The sequence below is a fragment of the Shewanella sp. ENK2 genome (assembly GCF_043568515.1).
GTDB classification, from domain to species: Bacteria; Pseudomonadota; Gammaproteobacteria; order Enterobacterales; family Shewanellaceae; genus Shewanella; species Shewanella japonica.
Window position 1 is genome coordinate 934,794 of the sequence record NZ_CP171406.1, and the last position, 19,657, is coordinate 954,450.

The 19,657-nt window shown below is 40.8% G+C and carries 14 protein-coding genes; 5 read left to right on the top strand and 9 right to left on the bottom strand.

What is annotated here, in order from left to right; genetic code table 11:
• The first annotated feature begins 42 nt into the window (after positions 1 to 42).
• The 5 genes from ACGEDC_RS04210 to ACGEDC_RS04230 all read left to right on the top strand — a co-directional run bounded on the left by ACGEDC_RS04210 (position 43) and on the right by ACGEDC_RS04230 (position 7,740).
• A complete protein-coding gene (locus ACGEDC_RS04210) occupies positions 43 to 1,263 on the top strand; it encodes an efflux RND transporter periplasmic adaptor subunit (protein WP_055025171.1) in 1,221 nt (406 codons plus the stop codon).
• Positions 1,256 to 4,393, top strand: a complete 3,138-nt coding sequence (locus tag ACGEDC_RS04215) for an efflux RND transporter permease subunit (RefSeq protein ID WP_394496645.1) — start codon at positions 1,256 to 1,258, stop codon at positions 4,391 to 4,393. Before ACGEDC_RS04210 ends, ACGEDC_RS04215 begins: the two co-directional genes overlap by 8 nt.
• A gap of 362 nt (positions 4,394 to 4,755) precedes the next feature.
• Complete coding sequence (locus tag ACGEDC_RS04220) at positions 4,756 to 5,400, top strand: TatD family nuclease-associated radical SAM protein (RefSeq protein WP_394496647.1); 645 nt, start codon at positions 4,756 to 4,758, stop codon at positions 5,398 to 5,400.
• Between the two features lie 109 nt (positions 5,401 to 5,509).
• Positions 5,510 to 6,262: a hypothetical protein gene (locus ACGEDC_RS04225; RefSeq protein WP_394496649.1), complete on the top strand. Its 753-nt coding sequence runs from the start codon at positions 5,510 to 5,512 to the stop codon at positions 6,260 to 6,262.
• Between the two features lie 41 nt (positions 6,263 to 6,303).
• On the top strand, positions 6,304 to 7,740 hold the full coding sequence (locus ACGEDC_RS04230; RefSeq protein WP_394496651.1) for a PAS domain-containing protein: 1,437 nt from the start codon (positions 6,304 to 6,306) through the stop codon (positions 7,738 to 7,740).
• Between the two features lie 75 nt (positions 7,741 to 7,815).
• On the opposite strand, the gene ACGEDC_RS04235 is transcribed toward ACGEDC_RS04230, so the two are convergent.
• The 9 genes from ACGEDC_RS04235 to tkt form a co-directional block, all read right to left on the bottom strand.
• Complete coding sequence (locus tag ACGEDC_RS04235) at positions 7,816 to 9,207, bottom strand: hypothetical protein (protein WP_055025167.1); 1,392 nt, start codon at positions 9,205 to 9,207, stop codon at positions 7,816 to 7,818.
• Between the two features lie 85 nt (positions 9,208 to 9,292).
• Positions 9,293 to 9,847, bottom strand: coding sequence for a hypothetical protein (locus ACGEDC_RS04240; RefSeq protein WP_394496654.1), 555 nt, complete (start codon positions 9,845 to 9,847; stop codon positions 9,293 to 9,295).
• On the bottom strand, positions 9,837 to 10,625 hold the full coding sequence (locus ACGEDC_RS04245; RefSeq protein WP_394496656.1) for a hypothetical protein: 789 nt from the start codon (positions 10,623 to 10,625) through the stop codon (positions 9,837 to 9,839). The genes ACGEDC_RS04240 and ACGEDC_RS04245 overlap by 11 nt, the downstream gene beginning before the upstream one ends.
• 353 nt (positions 10,626 to 10,978) lie before the next feature.
• On the bottom strand, positions 10,979 to 11,719 hold the full coding sequence (locus ACGEDC_RS04250) for a DUF481 domain-containing protein (RefSeq protein WP_394496658.1): 741 nt from the start codon (positions 11,717 to 11,719) through the stop codon (positions 10,979 to 10,981).
• A gap of 128 nt (positions 11,720 to 11,847) precedes the next feature.
• Positions 11,848 to 13,191 carry an MATE family efflux transporter gene (locus ACGEDC_RS04255; protein ID WP_394496660.1) on the bottom strand — a complete coding sequence of 448 codons (1,344 nt, stop codon included), beginning with the start codon at positions 13,189 to 13,191 and terminating at the stop codon, positions 11,848 to 11,850.
• 291 nt (positions 13,192 to 13,482) lie between these two features.
• Positions 13,483 to 14,547, bottom strand: coding sequence for a class II fructose-bisphosphate aldolase (gene fba / locus ACGEDC_RS04260; protein WP_055025163.1), 1,065 nt, complete (start codon positions 14,545 to 14,547; stop codon positions 13,483 to 13,485).
• Between the two features lie 260 nt (positions 14,548 to 14,807).
• A complete protein-coding gene (locus ACGEDC_RS04265; RefSeq protein WP_055025162.1) occupies positions 14,808 to 15,983 on the bottom strand; it encodes a phosphoglycerate kinase in 1,176 nt (391 codons plus the stop codon).
• Between the two features lie 87 nt (positions 15,984 to 16,070).
• Positions 16,071 to 17,093 (bottom strand): erythrose-4-phosphate dehydrogenase, encoded by a 1,023-nt coding sequence (epd, locus tag ACGEDC_RS04270; protein ID WP_394496664.1) that lies wholly within the window; start codon positions 17,091 to 17,093, stop codon positions 16,071 to 16,073.
• Between the two features lie 131 nt (positions 17,094 to 17,224).
• The gene (tkt, locus tag ACGEDC_RS04275) at positions 17,225 to 19,219 is read right to left on the bottom strand and encodes a transketolase (protein WP_394496666.1); all 1,995 of its coding nucleotides are present in this window, start codon (positions 19,217 to 19,219) and stop codon (positions 17,225 to 17,227) included.
• Positions 19,220 to 19,657: the final 438 nt, after the last annotated feature.

The following is a 19,657-nucleotide window of genomic DNA, read 5'->3' on the forward strand; positions in this document are numbered from 1 at the left end:
AAAGTCACCATTTTCGATAGATAAGTATGGATACGCCCATCAATGAAAAGACTGTTAAGAATTCTTTCTCCATTCATCATTTTATTTGTTTTTATTGGCCTCGCCTTTGTTTTATTCAGTACTCGTCAGGCTCCTGAGCAAAAAGAAGATCAACAAAAAATCCCTGTCGTCGATGTGCTCACTGTTGAACAAAAGACCGTGTCTCTCAACTTGCCTTCCTATGGTGTTGTGAGCCCCAAATATAAAACCCAACTCGTCACTGAAGTACAAGGTCGATTAATCAGCCTTGATCCCAGTTTTGTTGCTGGCGGCATTGTTAGACAAGGTCAAGCTTTAGCACAAATAGAACCTTCAGATTATCAAGCAGACTTTATTCAAGCTGAAGCCACATTGGCACAAGCTAACGCTGCGCTAAATGAAGAAATCGCTCGTGGTGAAGTAGCAAAAATTGAATTTAAAGATTTTGATAACGGTTTACCACCAGAGTTAGGTTTGCGTATCCCGCAATTGAAAAAAGAACAAGCGAATGTCAAATATGCTAAAGCCGCATTAGCTCGAGCTCAGCGCAATTTAGAAAGAACCGTTATTCGCGCACCATTTGATGGCATTATCAAAGCGCGTAACGTTGATTTAGGCCAATATGTTTCTCTAGGTACTAATTTAGGGGAGCTCTACGATATCAGTATCGCAGAAGTGCGTTTGCCGCTAACCAATAATGATTTAGCTTACTTAGAGTCGGTTGATAACCCTGACACGTTAGTGACGTTAAGCGCGTCACTTGCGGGTAAATCTTTTGAATGGCAAGGTAATATTGTCAGAAGCGAAAACGTGATTGACGAGCAAAATCGAATGGTTTATCTCGTCGCAGAAGTGAAAGATCCATACCTGCGAAATAACCAATCTTCCGATGAACTCCCACTCAAATACGGCAGTTTCGTCACCGCAATTATCAAAGGCAGAACAGTAGACGGCATTGTTAAACTGCCGCGTTATGTTGTTCGCCAAGATCAAGTTGCCATTGTCAAATCGGACAACACCATTGAGATTAGAAAAGTAAACATTGTACGAACTGATATCGAAAATGTGTTTATTAAAGATAGCCTTGCCACTGGTGAGCGTGTTTCGATTACTGACATCAGTAACCTAGTGTCTGGCCAAAAAGTAAAACTACTTGGTGAAAACTCAGATAGTGATGACCTTGCGCCACAAGATGCACCTGACAATATTGATGAAATATCATTAGCAGGTGAGCAAAATGGATAATAAAAAAGGAATTATTTCATGGTTTGCCCGCAACAGTGTTGCCGCCAACCTATTGATGTTTGCCTTACTTATTGGCGGTTTATTCAGCTCTTTTTTGATCAACAAAGAGGTCTTCCCTAGTTTTGAGCTTAATCTTCTCAATATCTCTGTAGCCTACCCTGGCGCAGCTCCTCAAGAAATTGAAGAAGGGATTAACATCAAGATTGAAGAGGCCATTCAAGATATTAGTGGTATCAAAAAAGTCACTTCAGTTGCCAGCGATAGCGTTGGAACGGTAACCATTGAAGTCGATGATGGCTACGAAGTGCAGCAAGTACTTGATGAAGCTAAGTTACGTCTTGATGCAATTGCCACATTTCCAGATAACATTGAAAAACCTAACATTTATCAAATAAAGCCTGAAAACAACGTCATATGGGTGTCAGTTTATGGTGATATCAGTCTTCATGAAATGAAGGAAATGGCTAAAGTTATTCGAGATGACATCACAGGCTTACCTGCTGTAACACGTGCCCAAGTGACAGGGGTTCGTGATTACGAAATTGGTATTGAACTGTCAGAAAACAAATTACGAGAATATGGTTTAACTTTCTCTCAAGTTGCGCAGGCGGTTCAAAACTCATCGATTGATTTGCCTGGGGGCTCAATACGAGCACAAGATGGTGACATCCTGTTGCGAACTAAAGGCCAAGCTTATACTGGCGAAGACTTTTCTCAGATTGTAGTGACCACACGACCTGACGGCAGCAGAATTATGCTTCCAGAGGTTGCTACGATTAAAGATGATTTTGAAGAGCGATTAGAATACACCCGCTTTAATGGTAAGCCCGCAGCCATTATTGAAATTACCAGTATTGACGATCAAAATGCTTTGGCTATTTCAGAGCAAGTCAAAGCCTATATTGCCGAGCGAAAAGAAACCTTACCCGCTAACATCAAATTAGATACATGGGGAGATTTGACCCATTACCTTGAAGGCCGCTTAAACATGATGCTATCAAACATGTTTTATGGTGCCTTATTGGTATTTCTCATTTTAGCGTTATTTTTAGATCTTAAACTGGCGTTTTGGGTCATGCTCGGTTTACCCGTTTGTTTCTTAGGTACGATACTGCTCATGCCAATTGAGCCGTTTAATATGTCGATTAACATGCTCACCTTGTTTGCCTTTATTTTGGTGCTGGGCATTGTGGTTGATGACGCCATTGTCATCGGCGAAAGTGCCTATACTGAAATCGAAAAGCATGGTCAGTCACTTGATAATGTCATTACTGGCGTGCAGCGCGTAGCAATGCCAGCAACCTTTGGCGTTTTAACCACCATTGCGGCATTTATTCCTATGATTATGGTGTCGGGTCCAATGGGAGTGATATGGAAGTCCATTGGCATGGTGGTTATTTTGGCTTTGGCTTTTTCTTTAGTGGAATCTAAATTGATTTTGCCTGCGCATTTGGCTCACATGAAAGTGAAAAAGAAGCGCCCTCCCACCAATTTCCTGTCTAAATTTAAAGTCAGCCTTAACGAAAAGCTGCAGTACTTTATTCAACATAAATACCGTCACTTTTTAGGCCGCTGTATTGAGCAGCGTTATAACGTGGTAGCGGTATTTATTGGGGTACTTATTCTGTCCTTAGCTTTGCTTGCTAGTGGTAAAGTACGTTGGGTTTTCTTCCCCGATTTACCGTCAGATTTCATTCAAGTACAGCTTGAAATGGAAGAAGGCAGTTCTGAACTCAATACCCTTGATGTCGTGCAAAAAGTGGAAGAAGCCTTGTACGCCATGAATGATAAATATGCCCGAGAAACGGGCGAAGATGTGGTTAAACACAGTTTTATCAATATGAGTTCTCGAAGCTCAGCTTTTATCTTTGCTGAGTTATCTAAAGGGGAAGACCGAGAAATCGATGGCGTTACCATTGCAGAAGAGTGGCGCAAACAGCTGCCAGAGCTATTGTCTGTCAAAAAACTCAATATTGCTGCGAGCACGAACGAGTCAGGTGGCGACATTTCATTTAGATTAACCTCAAATGACTTAGCTCAGCTCTCTGAAGCCTCGAAAGAGCTCAAACAAGAGCTCGCAACATATGAAGGTGTCTATGATATTTCAGACAATTTCTCATCTGGTAGCCAAGAAATACGCTTGAATATTCGCCCTGAAGCAGAAGCTCAAGGACTGACGCTTTCTGATTTAGCTCGCCAAGTTCGTTATGGATTTTATGGCTATGAAGCCCAACGTATCTTGCGAAATAAAGAAGAAGTTAAAGTGATGGTGCGCTATCCATTAGAGCAACGTCGCACCATTGGCCATCTTGAAAACATGCTGATTCGTACCCCTCAAGGTGTCGCTGTGCCCTTCTCTACTGTTGCAGATATTGAATTAGGGCAATCTTTTGCTTCTATTACCCGTGTTGATGGTAAACGAGCCATCACCATCAGTGCTAATGTGAATAAAAACACTGTCGAGCCTTCAAAAGTGGTGGGCGAGATCCAAGGGGAATTTTTACCTGAGTTAACCGAGAAATATCGAGATGTGAATGCATCACTCGATGGCGGAAGCCAGGATGAGCAAGATGCTATGTTAGGTCTAGTACAAGGCTTCTTTTTTGCGATGTTTACCATTTATGCCCTAATGGCAATTCCGCTTAAATCATACACCCAACCCATGATCATTATGTCAGTGATCCCCTTTGGTATGATTGGCGCCTTATTCGGGCATTTCATTTTAGGCATCTCAATGAGTGTATTGAGTCTGTGCGGTATCGTGGCGCTGGCAGGGGTTGTGGTCAATGACTCATTGATTTTAGTCGACTTTGTTAACCGTTCTCGTAAAGAAGGCTATTCATTACTTGAATCAGCAATAAACTCAGGGGGCTATCGATTTAGGGCCATCATTTTAACCTCTATGACGACCTTTGTCGGCTTAGTGCCTATTTTGCTTGAACGAAGCTTACAGGCACAAATTGTTATCCCAATGGCCGCATCACTAGCATTCGGGATTTTATTCTCGACCGTGGTCACGCTAATTTTAGTGCCCGTGCTTTACATTATTCTTGATGATGCGAAAAGTTTAGTTAGACGCATTTTCAATTGGTGGTGGCAACCTAAAAACGATGATGAGGTTTATCGTTAACCGACTCTCTATTAGGGATACCCCTTTAATGAGACTCGTTTCATAGATAATCTCTTAATGGATAATCTCTTAATGGATAATCTCTTAATGGATAGTTTCTTAATAGATAGTCTCGTAATAGATAGCCTCTGAACGAAAATAACTCAGCAATTCAACTGTTAACAACAAAAAGGAGCCTAGGCTCCTTTTTTATTGTCAATTTTTTTGCGAGATGATTAGGATAACACTAGTCAACCATCAAGCCTATTCATGATCATAGCCATAGCCATAGCCAGTATCTTGATGATTTGCGAGCTGTGAAACAGTTATCCCTTAGTGATTCCATTACAATAAATCACTTAATTCTGTACCGAGCAAAATCGATGACTGTTGAAGCTGAACCTCATATCACCACTGAAGACACTCACCCAATAGCCACATTGGTTTATGACATCCGCGATAGCCGCTACCTCAACATTACTGGTTGCTGCACATTGAGATGTCAATTTTGCCCTAAGCATAATGGTTCAAAGCAAGTTCATCAGTATGAGTTGTCACTTAGTGCACAAGTGAAGCCAGAAGACATCATCCCTTTGCTTGGTAATGTAACGTCCTTTGATGAGTATGTGTTTTGTGGCTACGGTGAACCCACCCTTAATTTGCACACCTTAATTGTTGTCGCAACCCATATCAAAGCCGCAGGCGGTAACGTCAGAGTGAACACCGATGGATTAGGTAACTTATTTCATCGTAGAAATATTTTGCCAGAGCTTGCTCACTGTGTTGATAGTTTATCAATCTCGCTGAATGCCAACACTGAAGCCCTGTATATTCAACACTGTAAGCCTAAACTAAAAGGGGCTTATGAAGCATTACTGGAATTTATTAGCCTAGCACCAGATTATATTGGACAAGTGCAAGTATCTGCAATTAATGGGCTTGAAAATGTCAATATTAAGCAATGCAGGCAACTTGTTGAACAACGAGGTTGTGAGTTCAAACAACGTGAGTTAGATGTCGTCGGTTAGTGCTGATTTATGTTAGTAATAAATTAGTTAAAAAAGCTTTACTGAGGTCAACCTATTCACGCTTTCGTGATAACATCACCTTATCAAGATTGTGAACCTAAGTAAGCGAATGTTTAAAAGACAAACCAACAAAAATGTCTCAAAATTTCTGCTCATTTCTGCGCAAGATATTCAATGGAGTCGTCAACAAGTACTGGCATTATTAAGCCAAGTTTCTGTGATGCTCATTAGTATTGTCATTTTTACCACCCTGTTATTAAGTTTAGGTGAACGCAGACTACAAGAAGATTGGGCAGCTAAGCGCTACAGCGAACTGCAAACCGTTGGAACACTCGCCTCTGATAAAGTTAACTTCCTGCAGTTTCGCACCCAAGCATTTTCTAAAGCTGAATTGATGAATCAGTATTTGAGTAACCCTTCTGAGCTACAAAAAGAAAAGTTACTTAAAAACTGGGATGGCTTATTGACCCATATTCCAGAATTACTGGGGTTAAGCTTATTTGATCCACAAGGCAATCCAAGACTTAAAACCACTAATGCTTTTGATAATGTTGCCTTACCTACAGTGGTGGTTAACCATGATAAAACCATGGGCGGTAACGATATTTATTCGTCACAAATTCAATTTGTGTCAATCAATGGCAAGCTAATTCCCTACGTTTACCAACTTGCTTGGATTGAAAACCCAGACCAAAGTATTCGAGGTTATTTGGTTACTTATAACTCCATCTCTGAAGTATTACAGACAATTAAACCTGCCTTTTTTAATCATCATTCACCGTTATTATTATTTGGCTCACAAGGCATGTTATATGCGGGCGCATCACAAGAGCAGCCCCTCAAAAAATCCCCACAACCTTAGGCATTAGCATACAACAAACCTACCCAGAACTGTGGCAACAAATGGCCAATACCAATTTTGGCCAATATCATAACGAACTGGGTACTTTCGTATTCTTAAAAGTGGAATTAGCAGCAAATAATTCAGCGATTAGAGAATACTATTTAATGTCATATATTCGCCACGAAGACATTGCCGCTAGGTTTGAACAATGGCGTTATATATTAATCTTTTTCGGCGTCCTGATAGGCTCGCTTGCCACTGCGCTGCTATATACAAGACATCGATATCAGCTAGAGAAAAATGCCAATGTGAATAGCATTAATTTAGCCAGTAGTTTATTTAGAAACCAGCAAAGCTGCTTAATTGTTAATAGTAGCGGCCGAGTATTAAAAGCAAACCGTCAAGCAGCAAAAACACTATCTGTTGAAATTGAAGCATTATTAGAAAGACGTTTGCAACGAGTACTGCAACTTGAAGATGATGTTTATCAATCCCTCACTGACGCCATGGAAAATGGTAAGCATTGGCAAGAAATCGTTAGCATTGATGAAGATAGTTGTACTATTACCGTGTCGGCTCAACCAGGTAAAACCCAATTAAAAAGTGAGCGCTACTGGGTTGTAACTTTTGAAAATATAACCGAACTAACCTCAGCTAAACAGCAAGGCTATTTTTATCAACTGCTATCAGAAAGTAATGTCGCGACAGCATTAACTGATACCAATGGTCAGTTGCTCAAGTTTAATCACAAGTTCAAAAAACTATTAGATATCGAAGCCGACAGTCAAGACAATGTGATGGAACTACTCGGAAAAGAGTTCTCTCAGCAATGGGCCGATATCAACAGCCGATTAAGTTTACAAGGTAAATGGAAGGGGCAAATATTTGCTGATGCAGATACTCGCTTTGCCAATAGTTTGAAAGCCAGTATTCAAGCTGAGCATAATCTTGATGGCGAGATTGAATATTTAGTGGTGACACTGCAAATACTCAAATTGCAAAAATCATTACAACAACTTCCTAGCCAGCAAGCGCCGTTAAGTTCGATGGTGGTGCCATTATCTGAACTCGAAGTGCATTTTAGTACGTTAACAGAGCCCAATAGAGAGCAAACCTGTTTACTGATTATGGATATCAACCCTGAAGGGTTAATTAGCCACATTAGCGATATCGATCATCTTGAGAAGCGTCAAAAAGATATTGAAATGCAATTATTGATTGATTTACCAATAGGATTTCAAATCGCCCATTGGCGTTTAGGTTCGTTGGTCATACTGTTAACATCCAGTGACTCTGTTCAAGCCCATAAATATGCAATGAGCATCATGGACAGGTTAGAGCAAAATGAGCTCAATGAAGGCATAAACATTGGCATCGCAGGCTACCCTGAGCCTCAGTCGTTTGAACATTACTTGAGTAATGCTGAAGTCGCGTTAAAAAGAGCAAAGCAAACTGGTAATCAGAACATTTGCCAAGCGTTTACTCGAAAAGCATAAAACAAACAAAAAAGCGGGATAAATGACAAGATTTATCCCGCTTTTTATACTATTTATAAAGCCTGCTTTCTTCGCTTAATCACCCATTTCAAGTAAATCGCCGGGTAATTTACTGCGAGTAATTTCAATAATATTAGAGCGGCTCATCACCACCTTATAACGCGCATATTCTAGCGGGCCTTTACCATCTTTAAGCACAGCGACTAGGTTGACTTGATAACGCCGCTCTACAGATTCATTACTCACCTTTCCGTCTTGTTCTTTATAAATTTTAGCTTTGCCGCGCTCTAAATGACGCGCAAATGGAACCAAACTAAAGTTAACCTGTTCTTGTATTTGTGAGTAACCAGCCTCAAACTCTTTATTGGTCACCTTAGTCGCAATTCGATAATGCAATACTTCTGCATCCACCTTATTTTGACTATGCCGCTGCTTCATTATTTCTGCCACAGCTTTAGGAATATCTTGAGGGCGAGTAAAGTCTAGCCAGACAAGCTGTTTAGCAATGACCGTTTGTGTAGTGGTATCTTTTAATACTCGGCTCCAGCGAGGTCGGCCTCTTTGTATAAATCGCCATAGGGCATTACGAACATCTTCTTTAAAAATTTCCCTAAAGCCATAAATAATGGCCAAGGTAACAATAAGGCTCATGGTTAAACCACTGAATACCCCCTGTGCCTTAATAATCAATGCCGATACCACAAGCATCACCAAAGTCGTTGCTAAACCTGTCACAAACTTTTTAAGCCCTATACCAAGAGGTTTTAATTCCTCTTTAAGGACGACCCCTTGCTGAATCAGGCGGCGAAGCAACAGCATTTTATTAGAGATACGATTGGCATCTTGCTTAGTTCCCGCAGAGTTGTATTTACGCTCTTCTTCGCGGTAATGATGCTCTGCTCGGCATAAGGCAATAATCTGCTCTTTTTCTTCTTTATAAGCCGCATTCCTTGGGCGATAAGCTAAGGTTTTCAGTAATTGCTGCTCGCAAAACCACGAAAGATAATTATCGGCATTAGCAAAGTAAGATTGCCATTTTTCTTCACTCGGTTCATTACGACGAAACTTTTTTAATAGCTGCGAAACTGACTGACCGAGTTCGGTTAAAGCGGGGTAAAACTCTTCAGCTTCTGTAAGTTGGCGAACTTCTTTGGCATCGGTTTCAATCGCAACGGCAAATTGATATGCGAACAAATTAAGATAAAAACGAAACTCTTCTTTGGTGCGTTTATTGATACTCACAAAGCGGTTTTGAACTAAAGGTAAATGTAGACCTTTCGAGTAATAGGAGCGCCTACCTAACATCGCACTGTGGTAGTACTCTTCTTCATCTAAGGTTTTTTCACCAATCCCCATTTCAGTGGGGAGATAAAAGAATAAATCAAACGTGCGTTGATGCCCAACCTCCATTTGGTGGCTGAACTTAATTGATAATGCTTCTTCTTGTTTTACTTTGACTTTTGCCACTGAGGAGAACTCAACAACGAGGGAATTACCATACTATAGCGAATTTAAATAACAAAGCGAAAGCCTGACCTTATCAAATCAAACTTTATTCGTGTAGTCGGCAGATCCATGAACTACTATTTGGAGTAAATTTAATAGAAATATAGTTTTTATTCATACTCATTTCTAACACTTTAACAGTGACATTAACCTGACTGCCTATCGACAAGTTAGCCTGAGGCTCGTCAAGCTCTTTTGCAAGATACGTATTCAAATAAGAACTATCGTTTTCAAATTGTACGTCAGTGACCGCTAAATCTAATTGATAACTTACGCTTCCCACTTCTAACTCTTTCAGTTCGCCCGCTAACGAAATAAACTCTCTATCGGACGGTTTATCAGCATTGTAATAATCTAAGCGGATCTGTCCATCTTCAACTGTGAGCGATAAGAATAATTCGCCTTCATCAATCTCTTTTGGCTCAGCACTTGTCGTTTCAAAACGATAGACATCACTTTGACAGTCAAACGACCACACCTCTCTGGTGTCGGCAAAACGTTCTAATGTCAAAATAACAAGACAAAATATGCTCATTGAAATAAACAAAAAAACGATACGTCCAAATGTTGTCGATAAAAATTTAGTGAGTTTATTCACCACAGATTCGCACCTTTTTAAGCCACGCGGTGGAGACAAATAAAAGTTCAGGATTATCACGCAACACTTTTATGTTATGGAATCGCACACCTTTATCGACTTGTTTTTTCAGCAAGATACTCACCGAATTATCACCCTTGGCTAATGTGGCAGATATTGAATCCCACAAAATCGTGTCACACTGTTTTAACGCTGCGATACTTGTATCCGCGACCTCAGAAAAATCACGTTCACTTTTGTCGTCACCATAGAGTTTAAAAACGACACTAGCACCACTTTGCGATTCAAAAGTACGGTTCACATCCGGAATGACAAACTCAGGAGCGCTGAGATTTGAATAAACAAAATTACACGCCAACAACGTCATTAGAATAATCAGTATGTAATGGGCATTTGAAATCGCTTTATTCGGAGTATCGAGTAAGCTGCTGTGATGACCGACGACTCTGTTGTATAAAATCACCCCTTGATCAGCAATCAGCTCAATTAAGCCTCGATGCGAATCGCCAAAATAATCTTTAAAGTTTTCAACCAACTGCTCCATCTCATCGACGGATAACTTTTGATGGCATCCTTGTTCTTCTTCAAGAAATGCTAAGGTTTCAATAGGCACGACTTGGCCACGATGTTTAGCTAAAATGCTTAGCACCCAATACTCACTATGGTTGAGTTGCCATTTAGTAGCAGTAGATTGGTTGATAAGCACCTTACGCTCATCATCAAACCAACAACAACCGATTTGCATGCCTTTTTCGTCTCTTCTGTCAATATGGGAAATCATTATACGCTAGGCAAAAGGGTATAATTGTGATCAAAATAACTGATAAAGTCTCGGCATCTAAATTCGTGAGCTATACCCCGAAATTTCAATATTTAGGCTTAATAAAACACCCCAAAAAGTTACACCTGTTACGTAAATGTTTACTTTTATTTAGGTAATCGATCAAACAAACATCACTATTTACGCCCTAGCGAACCTATGACATAAAAACAAGTTCATTTTTAAGCTGAATTAACATGAGAAAATGTAACATTGGTAACAGTCATAAAATTGAGATACCCATGCTTTAAAATGATTATTTTAGACACAAAAAAGCCGAGCATAGCTCGGCTTTAAACCCAATTGACTAACAATTAAAATGCGTAGAGAAGTGTCATGTTGGTTTCAGTATCAGTGCTCTTAAAGTTTTCTAACGGCTCGCTGTTATAACGAACAATTACAGCAAACTTCATTGCTAAAGCGCCAATAATATTTGCAGTCAAAGCAGACTCTGAACGCCCTTCTAAAGAATCACCATAATCTGCAACAAACAGCTGAGTGAACTTAGAGCTTTCAGTAATTTCATATGAAAAGTTTAACGCACCGTGAGCAACAACACTGTCCTCAGTGTCATAACCTAAGGCCAAAGACTGCTCGTCATCTAATTTTTTATAAATATAACCAGGACCGATTTCAGCACTTAAAAATGTACGGCCATTATCAATAAATTTATGACCATAACCTGCTGAACCAACCGCTTTATAATCAAAACCAGTAAAAGGATCGACTTCATAGTTTGCTGTAACATACATGTAGTTCTTTTCGTCGAACTTGTAGTCACCTTGAATACCAGCGTAGTAACGCTTTGCAGTATTCTCACCAGAATCTTCTTTGTATAAGCCTTCTAGTAAGTATGCGTTTTCCCAGTTACCTAGTTCTTGTTTAAGGCCTAGACGGGCTTTAAAAGAAGAGGTATCCGTGTTACCTGTGGTCAGTGTTGCACCCAATTCTGCTTCACCAGCAAAGGTCTTATCGCCTTCAACAAAGTCCGCACCCGCTTGAGCAGCAAATGGCATGGCAAGCGTAACAGCTGCAGTCAGTAGCAGTTTTTTCATGTCATCAAATCCTTTATTTACAATAAAATCAAAATCACCCCAGAAATTGAACCGCATACTAACACTTTGGTAGCAAAATTGAAAAAAACAACTGCATTTTTACAGCTTAAACACACTAAAAAGTATATTTAGGCAAGAATTAGACTCTTTGACCGCCAACGTCCACTTCGCCAACGCCATAACATTGTTAAACCTCGAGTCCATTCATCAATCGCTAACGCACACCAAACCCCTACTAACCCCATATCCCAATGAATACCGAATAGATAAGCTAACGGCACAGCAATGCACCACATAGAAATCATCCCAGCAAAAAATGGGAACCGAGCGTCACCACTTGCACGTAGCGCATTAATCACGACAAGATTAAATGTTCTACCGGGTTCCATCAGTAAAGTTAATAAGAATAACTGGCCTACCATCAATAAGATATCTTCATCTTGAGTAAAAAACGCCACTAACTTTTCGCCAAATATCGCCGCTAAAGCTGCAACAATCGTCGTTAAAATTAAGCCAATTTTTAATGCACGATACATCTGTGTTTCTGCTGATTTAAATTGTTTGGCACCAATCATGTGACCAATCATAATTTCGTTACCAATCCCTATGGATAAACCGAACAATAATATGAACATACAGATTTGAAAATATAAGGATTGGGCAGCAAGCGCTTTATCACCCATTAAGCCAACGAAAGCGGTAACAACCATAAACTGCAACATCCAAGAAACGTTCTCGCCAGCAGCCGGTAAACCGATATGGAAAACCTTAGCGAGTAAGTGCTTTTTCGGTTTAATGATTTCAGACAACTTAATTGGAATATGGGTGTACTTAACAAACAAGTATGCCATTAATGTCATCCCGATTAAGCGCCCAACAACCGTACTAATGGCAACACCTGCCACCCCCATTTGCGGGATTCCGAACCAACCATAAAGTAACAACAAATTACCTGCGAATGTGATGACATTCATGAGTAAAGTCACCCACATCGCTTGTTGGGTAAATCCATGGGCACGCATCCCTGCAGCTAAACACATTGCCATTGCTTCAGGAATTAAACAGATGCCAACAATTTGAAGGTATAGCTTTGCATCAGGAATTAGCTCTACGGGTAAATTCATTAGATACAAAATCAAACCTGCCCCAAAAAACACACCCAAAGCCGCAGCCACGCCAACCATGAGGTTAAAACCAATAGAAGAGTAAACCACGTCACTCGCAGTGGCTCTATTCTTGGCGCCCAAATATTGCGTTATCACCACACTCGCGCCGATACTGACGAAACTAAATAGCGTAATTGAAAGCTCAAATACCATATTACCGACCGATAGTGCAGCAACACCCTGGTAAGATACTCGGCTAATCATTAGTGTATTTAATGCGGCTGTTAAAAAGTGCAGCGCAAAATCAAAAAAGAGTGGCCAAGTCAGTGAGAAAAGCGATAAGGGAGCAGTGTTTTTTACGTGCATTGCAATACTTCAATAATGGTTAAAGGTGACATATTCCATTACAAGCATAACGGCCAAGAATGACATTAATGGGTCAAGTAGCGCCGCCAAGTTCATCTGAACTCAAATTTAAGGGCGGGGATAATGCGGCATAAAACGCTTATGCACAAGTCATTTTATTAAAAATAATCCAATAAAAAAGCCAGCAAATTCTGCTGGCTTTATCAAGCTTTAACAATCAATTAGTTATGATGACTATAACGTATAGCTTTTTGGCCATCATCATAGAATTGACCTAGGACAAATCAAGCTTTAGTTGATTTGTGGGTCTAATTCACCTGATTGGTACGCTTTATACATAGCTTGAAGTGACTTAGGCTTAATTTTAGAACCCATGCCAGCACAACCAAATGCTTCATAACGTGTCGTACAAATGTCAGCCATTGCTTCCATTGACGCTTTTAAGAATTTACGAGGGTCAAACTCTGAAGGGTTTTCAGCAAGGAACTTACGAACAGCACCAGTTGACGCTAAGCGTAAATCGGTATCGATGTTAACTTTACGTACACCATGCTTAATACCTTCAACGATTTCTTCTAATGGTACACCGTAAGTTTCAGGGATTGCGCCGCCGTATTGGTTAATCACTTCTAACCACTCTTGTGGTACAGAAGATGAACCGTGCATCACTAAGTGGGTGTTAGGAATACGAGCGTGGATCTCTTTGATGCGATCGATACGTAAAACGTCACCGGTAGGTTTGCGGCTAAACTTGTATGCACCATGGCTGGTACCGATTGCAATTGCTAATGCATCAACATGGGTATCAGCAACAAAACGTGCCGCTTCTTCCGGAGTCGTTAGCATTTGATCCATGCTTAAAGTACCTACGGCACCAATACCATCTTCTTCGCCTGCTTGGCCAGTTTCTAAACTGCCTAAACAACCGATTTCACCTTCAACTGATACACCACAAGCATGAGCAAAAGCAACAGTACGACGAGTCACATCAACGTTATACTCGTATGACGCAGGTGTTTTACCGTCAGCCATTAATGAGCCATCCATCATAACTGATGACATACCTAATTGAATTGAACGTTGACAAATATCAGGGTCAGTACCGTGATCTTGATGAATACAAACTGGGATATCTGGGTACTGCTCTAGTGCCGCTGCCATCAGGTACTTAAGAAACTGTGGACGAGCATATTTACGTGCTCCCGCAGATGCCTGAACAATTACAGGGCTGTCAGTTGCTTCAGCAGCTTGCATAATTGCACGCATTTGCTCAAGGTTATTGACGTTGAATGCAGGTACACCATAATCGTGTTCTGCAGCATGATCTAACATTTGACGTAGAGATATTAAGGCCATTTTTTACTCCAAAAATAGGGTGATTTCTCACCTAGGTCGCTATCGCTTTGGATTGATTTTTATACCCTATGCACATAATTCTTAGCCTTGATAACAAAGTAGCTCAGCTAACATTTATAAACATGGGCGGTTTTTTCTAATAATTATATTTTTCTTATTGCAATTCTTACTCACTTCAGCACGTCTTCACAGCGTTAACTCTTTGGTTTTAAGCTGTGAGACGTTCGCTAAAGGGTCTAACTTAATCGTTAATTTGACGATTATGCACCACGCTTTTCAAGCATCGCGACAGCAGGTAACTCTTTTCCTTCCAGGAACTCAAGGAAAGCACCGCCACCTGTCGAAATATAAGAAACGTTATCTGCGATATCGTATTTATCTACAGCAGCTAATGTATCTCCGCCACCGGCGATTGAAAATGCACTTGAATCAGCAATCGCTTGAGCGATACGTTTGGTGCCAGCACCAAATTGATCAAATTCAAATACGCCTACTGGACCATTCCAAACAACAGTCCCTGCAGCTTCAATGATTTTTGCTAATGCTTCTGCGCTGTCTGGACCAATATCAAAAATCATATCGGTATCAGCAACGTCGCTAACAGGCTTTAATGTCGCTTCCGCGGTTGGACTAAACTCCCCAGCAACAACAACATCAGTTGGAACAGGGATATCTCCACCACGACTTTGGGCGTTAGCGACTAAACGTTTAGCCTCATCAACTAAATCCGCTTCAAACAAAGATTTACCCACTTGATGGCCAGCTGCAGCGATAAAGGTATTCGCAATACCACCACCAACAACTAGTTGGTCAACTTTAGTAGATAAGCTTTCTAGTACGGTTAATTTAGTTGAAACCTTTGAACCACCGACAATCGCTACCATTGGGCGAGCAGGATTATCTAAAGCTTTACCCAGAGCAGATAATTCACCAGCTAATAAAGGCCCAGCACAAGCAACTGCAGCATGCATACCTACACCGTGTGTAGAAGCTTGAGCACGATGCGCAGTACCAAATGCATCCATCACGTATACATCACATAAAGCAGCCAGTTTTTTAGCTAATACTTCATCGTTTTTCTTCTCGCCAACGTTAAAGCGAACGTTTTCAAATACAACCACTTCGCCTACATTAGCGTTAACACCATCTAGGTAATCAGAAGCTAAAGTGACTGGACAATCTAGCGCATCGTTTAAGTAATTCACCACTGGCTGCATTGAAAACTCAGCATTAAACTCACCTTCAGTTGGGCGGCCTAGGTGAGACATCACCATCACTGCTGCCCCTTTTTCAAGAGCAAGTTTAATTGTCGGTAAAGCCGCACGCAGTCTTGCATCACTGGTGACGACGCCGTCACTGACGGGAACGTTTAGATCTTCACGAATAAGCACACGCTTATTGGTTAAATCTAACTCACTCATATTGATAATAGCCATTGAGACCTTCCTTTTAATTTAAAAACAAAACTGCTTTTGCTATAGAGCGCTTTACCCGATGAAGGTAAAGCGCTCTATAGACGTAAATTAGTGACCAGAATCTTTAGCGTGAATCATCGCTAAACTGGTGTCGAGCATTCGATTTGCGAAGCCCCATTCATTATCGCACCAGAGTAAGAGCTTAACGAGATGCCCGTCGCTTACTCTGGTTTGTGTGCCATCAACAATACTGGAACGAGGATCATGGTTAAAATCACATGACACCAATGGTGCATCAGTATAGCCCAACACAGCATTGAATAGGCCGCTCGCAGCATGCTCTAATACATTATTTATTTTATCAATATCAACCCGTTCATTAACTGTTACCGATAAATCTATGGCGGTAACGTTAATCGTTGGCACACGTACTGATATCGCTTCAAACTTATCTTTCATGTGCGGCAAAATGCGCTCAATGCCCCGTGCAAGCTTAGTATCGACAGGAATAATTGACTGACCTGCTGCACGCGTTCTGCGTAAATCATCATGGTAAGCATCAATCACTTGTTGATCATTCATCGAAGAATGTATCGTCGTGATTGCGCCACTTTTAACCCCAAAATGATTATCTAGTACATCAATGACAGGCACAATACAGTTAGTGGTACACGATGCATTCGATACCACGGTATGATCAGCTTTAAGTAAACTGTCATTGACGCCATACACTATGGTGGCATCCACATCAGCTGAAGAAGGATGGCTTATCAGAACTTGTTTCGCGCCAGCTTGAATATGCGCTTCACAAGCATCACGCTCTATTAGGCTGCCACTACATTCATAGATAATATCGATATCAAGCTCAGCCCAAGGAAGCTTCGTCGCATCAGCTTGATGTAATAGTTGAATAACATCATCACCAATAACTAACTGATCATCCTTCAGCTTAACTGTATTTTGGAATCGACCATGAGTTGTATCATATTGAGTGAGATGGCTAATTGCTGCAGGCTTGGCAAGTTCATTGATTGCCACAATCTGGATTTGCTGACGTTTACCCGACTCGTAAAGTGCACGAAGGATAGATCGACCTATACGGCCATAACCATTAATAGCGACTCGGATCATTGAGGGTTAAGCTTCCTCTTAACAGTACTCAGTAAAAAGCAGATAAAAAAACGGCCTGCAAGTGATTGCAGGCCGCCATTATACAGACTTCATGGGTAAAAGTTTACCCTTTTAATTGCGTCCGTTTTGGATTAACCCAGTGAATTTACTGTTTTAACCACATTTTCAACGGTAAAGCCGAAGTACTTCAGTAGCTCGCCACCTGGTGCAGACTCACCAAATGTGCTCATACCAACAACACCGCCGCTAAAGCCAACATACTTATGCCAGAAATCAACATGCGCAGCTTCAATCGCCACACGTTTTGTTACTGAGGCAGGTAATACAGACTCTTTATAAGCTGCATCTTGCTTATCAAATACATTCGTAGAAGGCATAGATACAACACGAACCTTTTGACCTTGCTCAGTTAACGCTGCAGCAGAATCAAGAGCTAATTGCACTTCACTACCTGTTGCAATCAAAATAACATCAGGTGTACCTGCACAATCAGACAGTACGTAACCACCTTTAGCCACATTTGCTAATTGCTCAGCATTACGAGACTGGGCTTTTAAGCCTTGACGGCTGAAAATTAATGACGTTGGCGCTTTGCTGTTTTCAATCGCAGCTTTCCAAGCAACGGCTGTTTCAGCAGAATCACAAGGACGCCATACTGTCATGTTTGGTGTCATACGTAAGTTAGCTAATTGCTCTACTGGTTGGTGAGTTGGACCATCTTCACCTTGACCGATTGAGTCGTGGGTATAAACAAAGATATTTTGAATACCCATTAGCGCCGACATACGTACAGCATTACGCGCATATTCCATGAACATCATGAAAGTCGCACCGTAGTTAATGAAACCACCATGAAGCGAGATACCATTCATGATACCGCTCATACCAAATTCACGAACACCGTGGAAGATATAGTTACCCGCAGGGTCGTCTTGAATACCTTTAGAGCCAGACCATAATGTTAAGTTAGAACCTGCAAGGTCAGCACTACCGCCTAATAACTCTGGTAACATTTCACCGAAGAAGCCAATTGCATTTTGAGAAGCTTTACGACTTGCAATGCCTTCTGCTTTATCTTGGCACTCTTGAATAAATGCATTCGCTTTTGCTTCAAATTCTGCAGGCAATTCACCGGTTAATACACGACGTGTAAATTCAGCTGCTTCTGCTGGGAATGCTGCTTGATAAGCTGCAAACTTCTTATCCCATGCAGATTCGTTGTTTGCACCAGCATCTTTAGCATCCCAACCTTGATAAACGGTTTCAGGGATTTCAAATGCCGCGTGTTCCCAACCAAGGAACTCACGAGCTGCTGCAATTTCAGCATCACCTAATGGTGCACCATGACAATCATGGCTGCCTGATTTGTTTGGAGAACCAAAACCAATAGTGGTTTTACAACAAATCATCGTAGGCTTATCTGTCACTGATTTTGCTTCTTCAATTGCAGCACGGATAGCATCGCTATCGTGACCATCAACATTTGCAATAACATGCCAGCCGTATGATTCAAAACGCTTAGGCGTATCATCTGTGAACCAGCCTTCAACATGACCATCGATAGAAATACCGTTGTCATCCCAAAATGCCACTAATTTGCCTAGGCCTAATGTACCCGCTAAAGAACAAGCTTCATGCGAAATACCTTCCATTAAACAGCCATCACCTAAGAAACAGTAAGTGAAGTGATCTACTATATCGTGACCAGGCTTATTAAATTGTGCTGCTAAGGTTTTCTCAGCAATAGCCATACCCACAGCATTACTGATACCAGCACCTAAAGGACCGGTTGTGGTTTCTACACCTGGGGTGTAACCGTATTCAGGATGGCCTGGTGTTTTAGAATGTAATTGGCGGAAGTTTTTGATTTCTTCAATTGGCAGCGCATAGCCTGACAGGTGAAGTAAAGAGTAAATCAGCATTGAGCCATGACCGTTTGATAAAATGAAACGATCGCGATCAACCCACTCTGGGTTAGTTGGATTATGCTTTAGGAAGTCATTCCATAGCACTTCGGCAATATCTGCCATCCCCATTGGTGCACCTGGGTGTCCAGAATTGGCTTTTTGAACGGCATCCATAGTTAATGCGCGGATAGCGTTTGCGAGTTCTTTACGAGATGACATGCTCTCTCCTGCTTGTTTGTGAGGTCTAGCGGGCAATTGTGGGGGCATATTTTCCCCTACTAGGCGATGTGACGCAAATTTTTATTAGCGGTATTAGCCACTTTTTTTCATCTAACAATCTATTGCAAACTAAACGCGTAGATTAATTAGCCAACTTTATATCATGTTACCGATAACATTTATATAACTTTTTCCCACTAAGCTATTACATTTTCTATTTTAAATTGCCCTAAGACATTTTTTCACATTAAAAGTACCGTGAATATTTGTTGCCAGCAGCGAATAAAAAAACCAACAAAGTGATAAACATCAACTAAAGTTATTGTTTTATTTTTAACTTTAGCATCCCTACCTAATACAGTATAAAGGCAAGAATTAGCATAAAATTCATAAGATTAATTTAATAAATTTATAAAACAGAGCAATTACAGTTTTTAT

Excerpts from the sequence above, each read along its gene's own strand:
- ACGEDC_RS04210 (WP_055025171.1), top strand. The coding sequence starts at position 43 with ATGAAAAGACTGTTAAGAATTCTTTCTCCATTCATCATTTTATTTGTT.
- ACGEDC_RS04215 (WP_394496645.1), top strand. The coding sequence starts at position 1,256 with ATGGATAATAAAAAAGGAATTATTTCATGGTTTGCCCGCAACAGTGTT.
- ACGEDC_RS04230 (WP_394496651.1), top strand. The coding sequence starts at position 6,304 with ATGGCCAATACCAATTTTGGCCAATATCATAACGAACTGGGTACTTTC.
- fba (WP_055025163.1), bottom strand. The coding sequence starts at position 14,547 with ATGGCCTTAATATCTCTACGTCAAATGTTAGATCATGCTGCAGAACAC.
- ACGEDC_RS04265 (WP_055025162.1), bottom strand. The coding sequence starts at position 15,983 with ATGGCTATTATCAATATGAGTGAGTTAGATTTAACCAATAAGCGTGTG.
- ACGEDC_RS04250 (WP_394496658.1), bottom strand. The coding sequence starts at position 11,719 with ATGAAAAAACTGCTACTGACTGCAGCTGTTACGCTTGCCATGCCATTT.
- ACGEDC_RS04245 (WP_394496656.1), bottom strand. The coding sequence starts at position 10,625 with ATGATTTCCCATATTGACAGAAGAGACGAAAAAGGCATGCAAATCGGT.
- ACGEDC_RS04220 (WP_394496647.1), top strand. The coding sequence starts at position 4,756 with ATGACTGTTGAAGCTGAACCTCATATCACCACTGAAGACACTCACCCA.
- tkt (WP_394496666.1), bottom strand. The coding sequence starts at position 19,219 with ATGTCATCTCGTAAAGAACTCGCAAACGCTATCCGCGCATTAACTATG.
- epd (WP_394496664.1), bottom strand. The coding sequence starts at position 17,093 with ATGATCCGAGTCGCTATTAATGGTTATGGCCGTATAGGTCGATCTATC.
- ACGEDC_RS04225 (WP_394496649.1), top strand. The coding sequence starts at position 5,510 with ATGTTTAAAAGACAAACCAACAAAAATGTCTCAAAATTTCTGCTCATT.
- ACGEDC_RS04255 (WP_394496660.1), bottom strand. The coding sequence starts at position 13,191 with ATGCACGTAAAAAACACTGCTCCCTTATCGCTTTTCTCACTGACTTGG.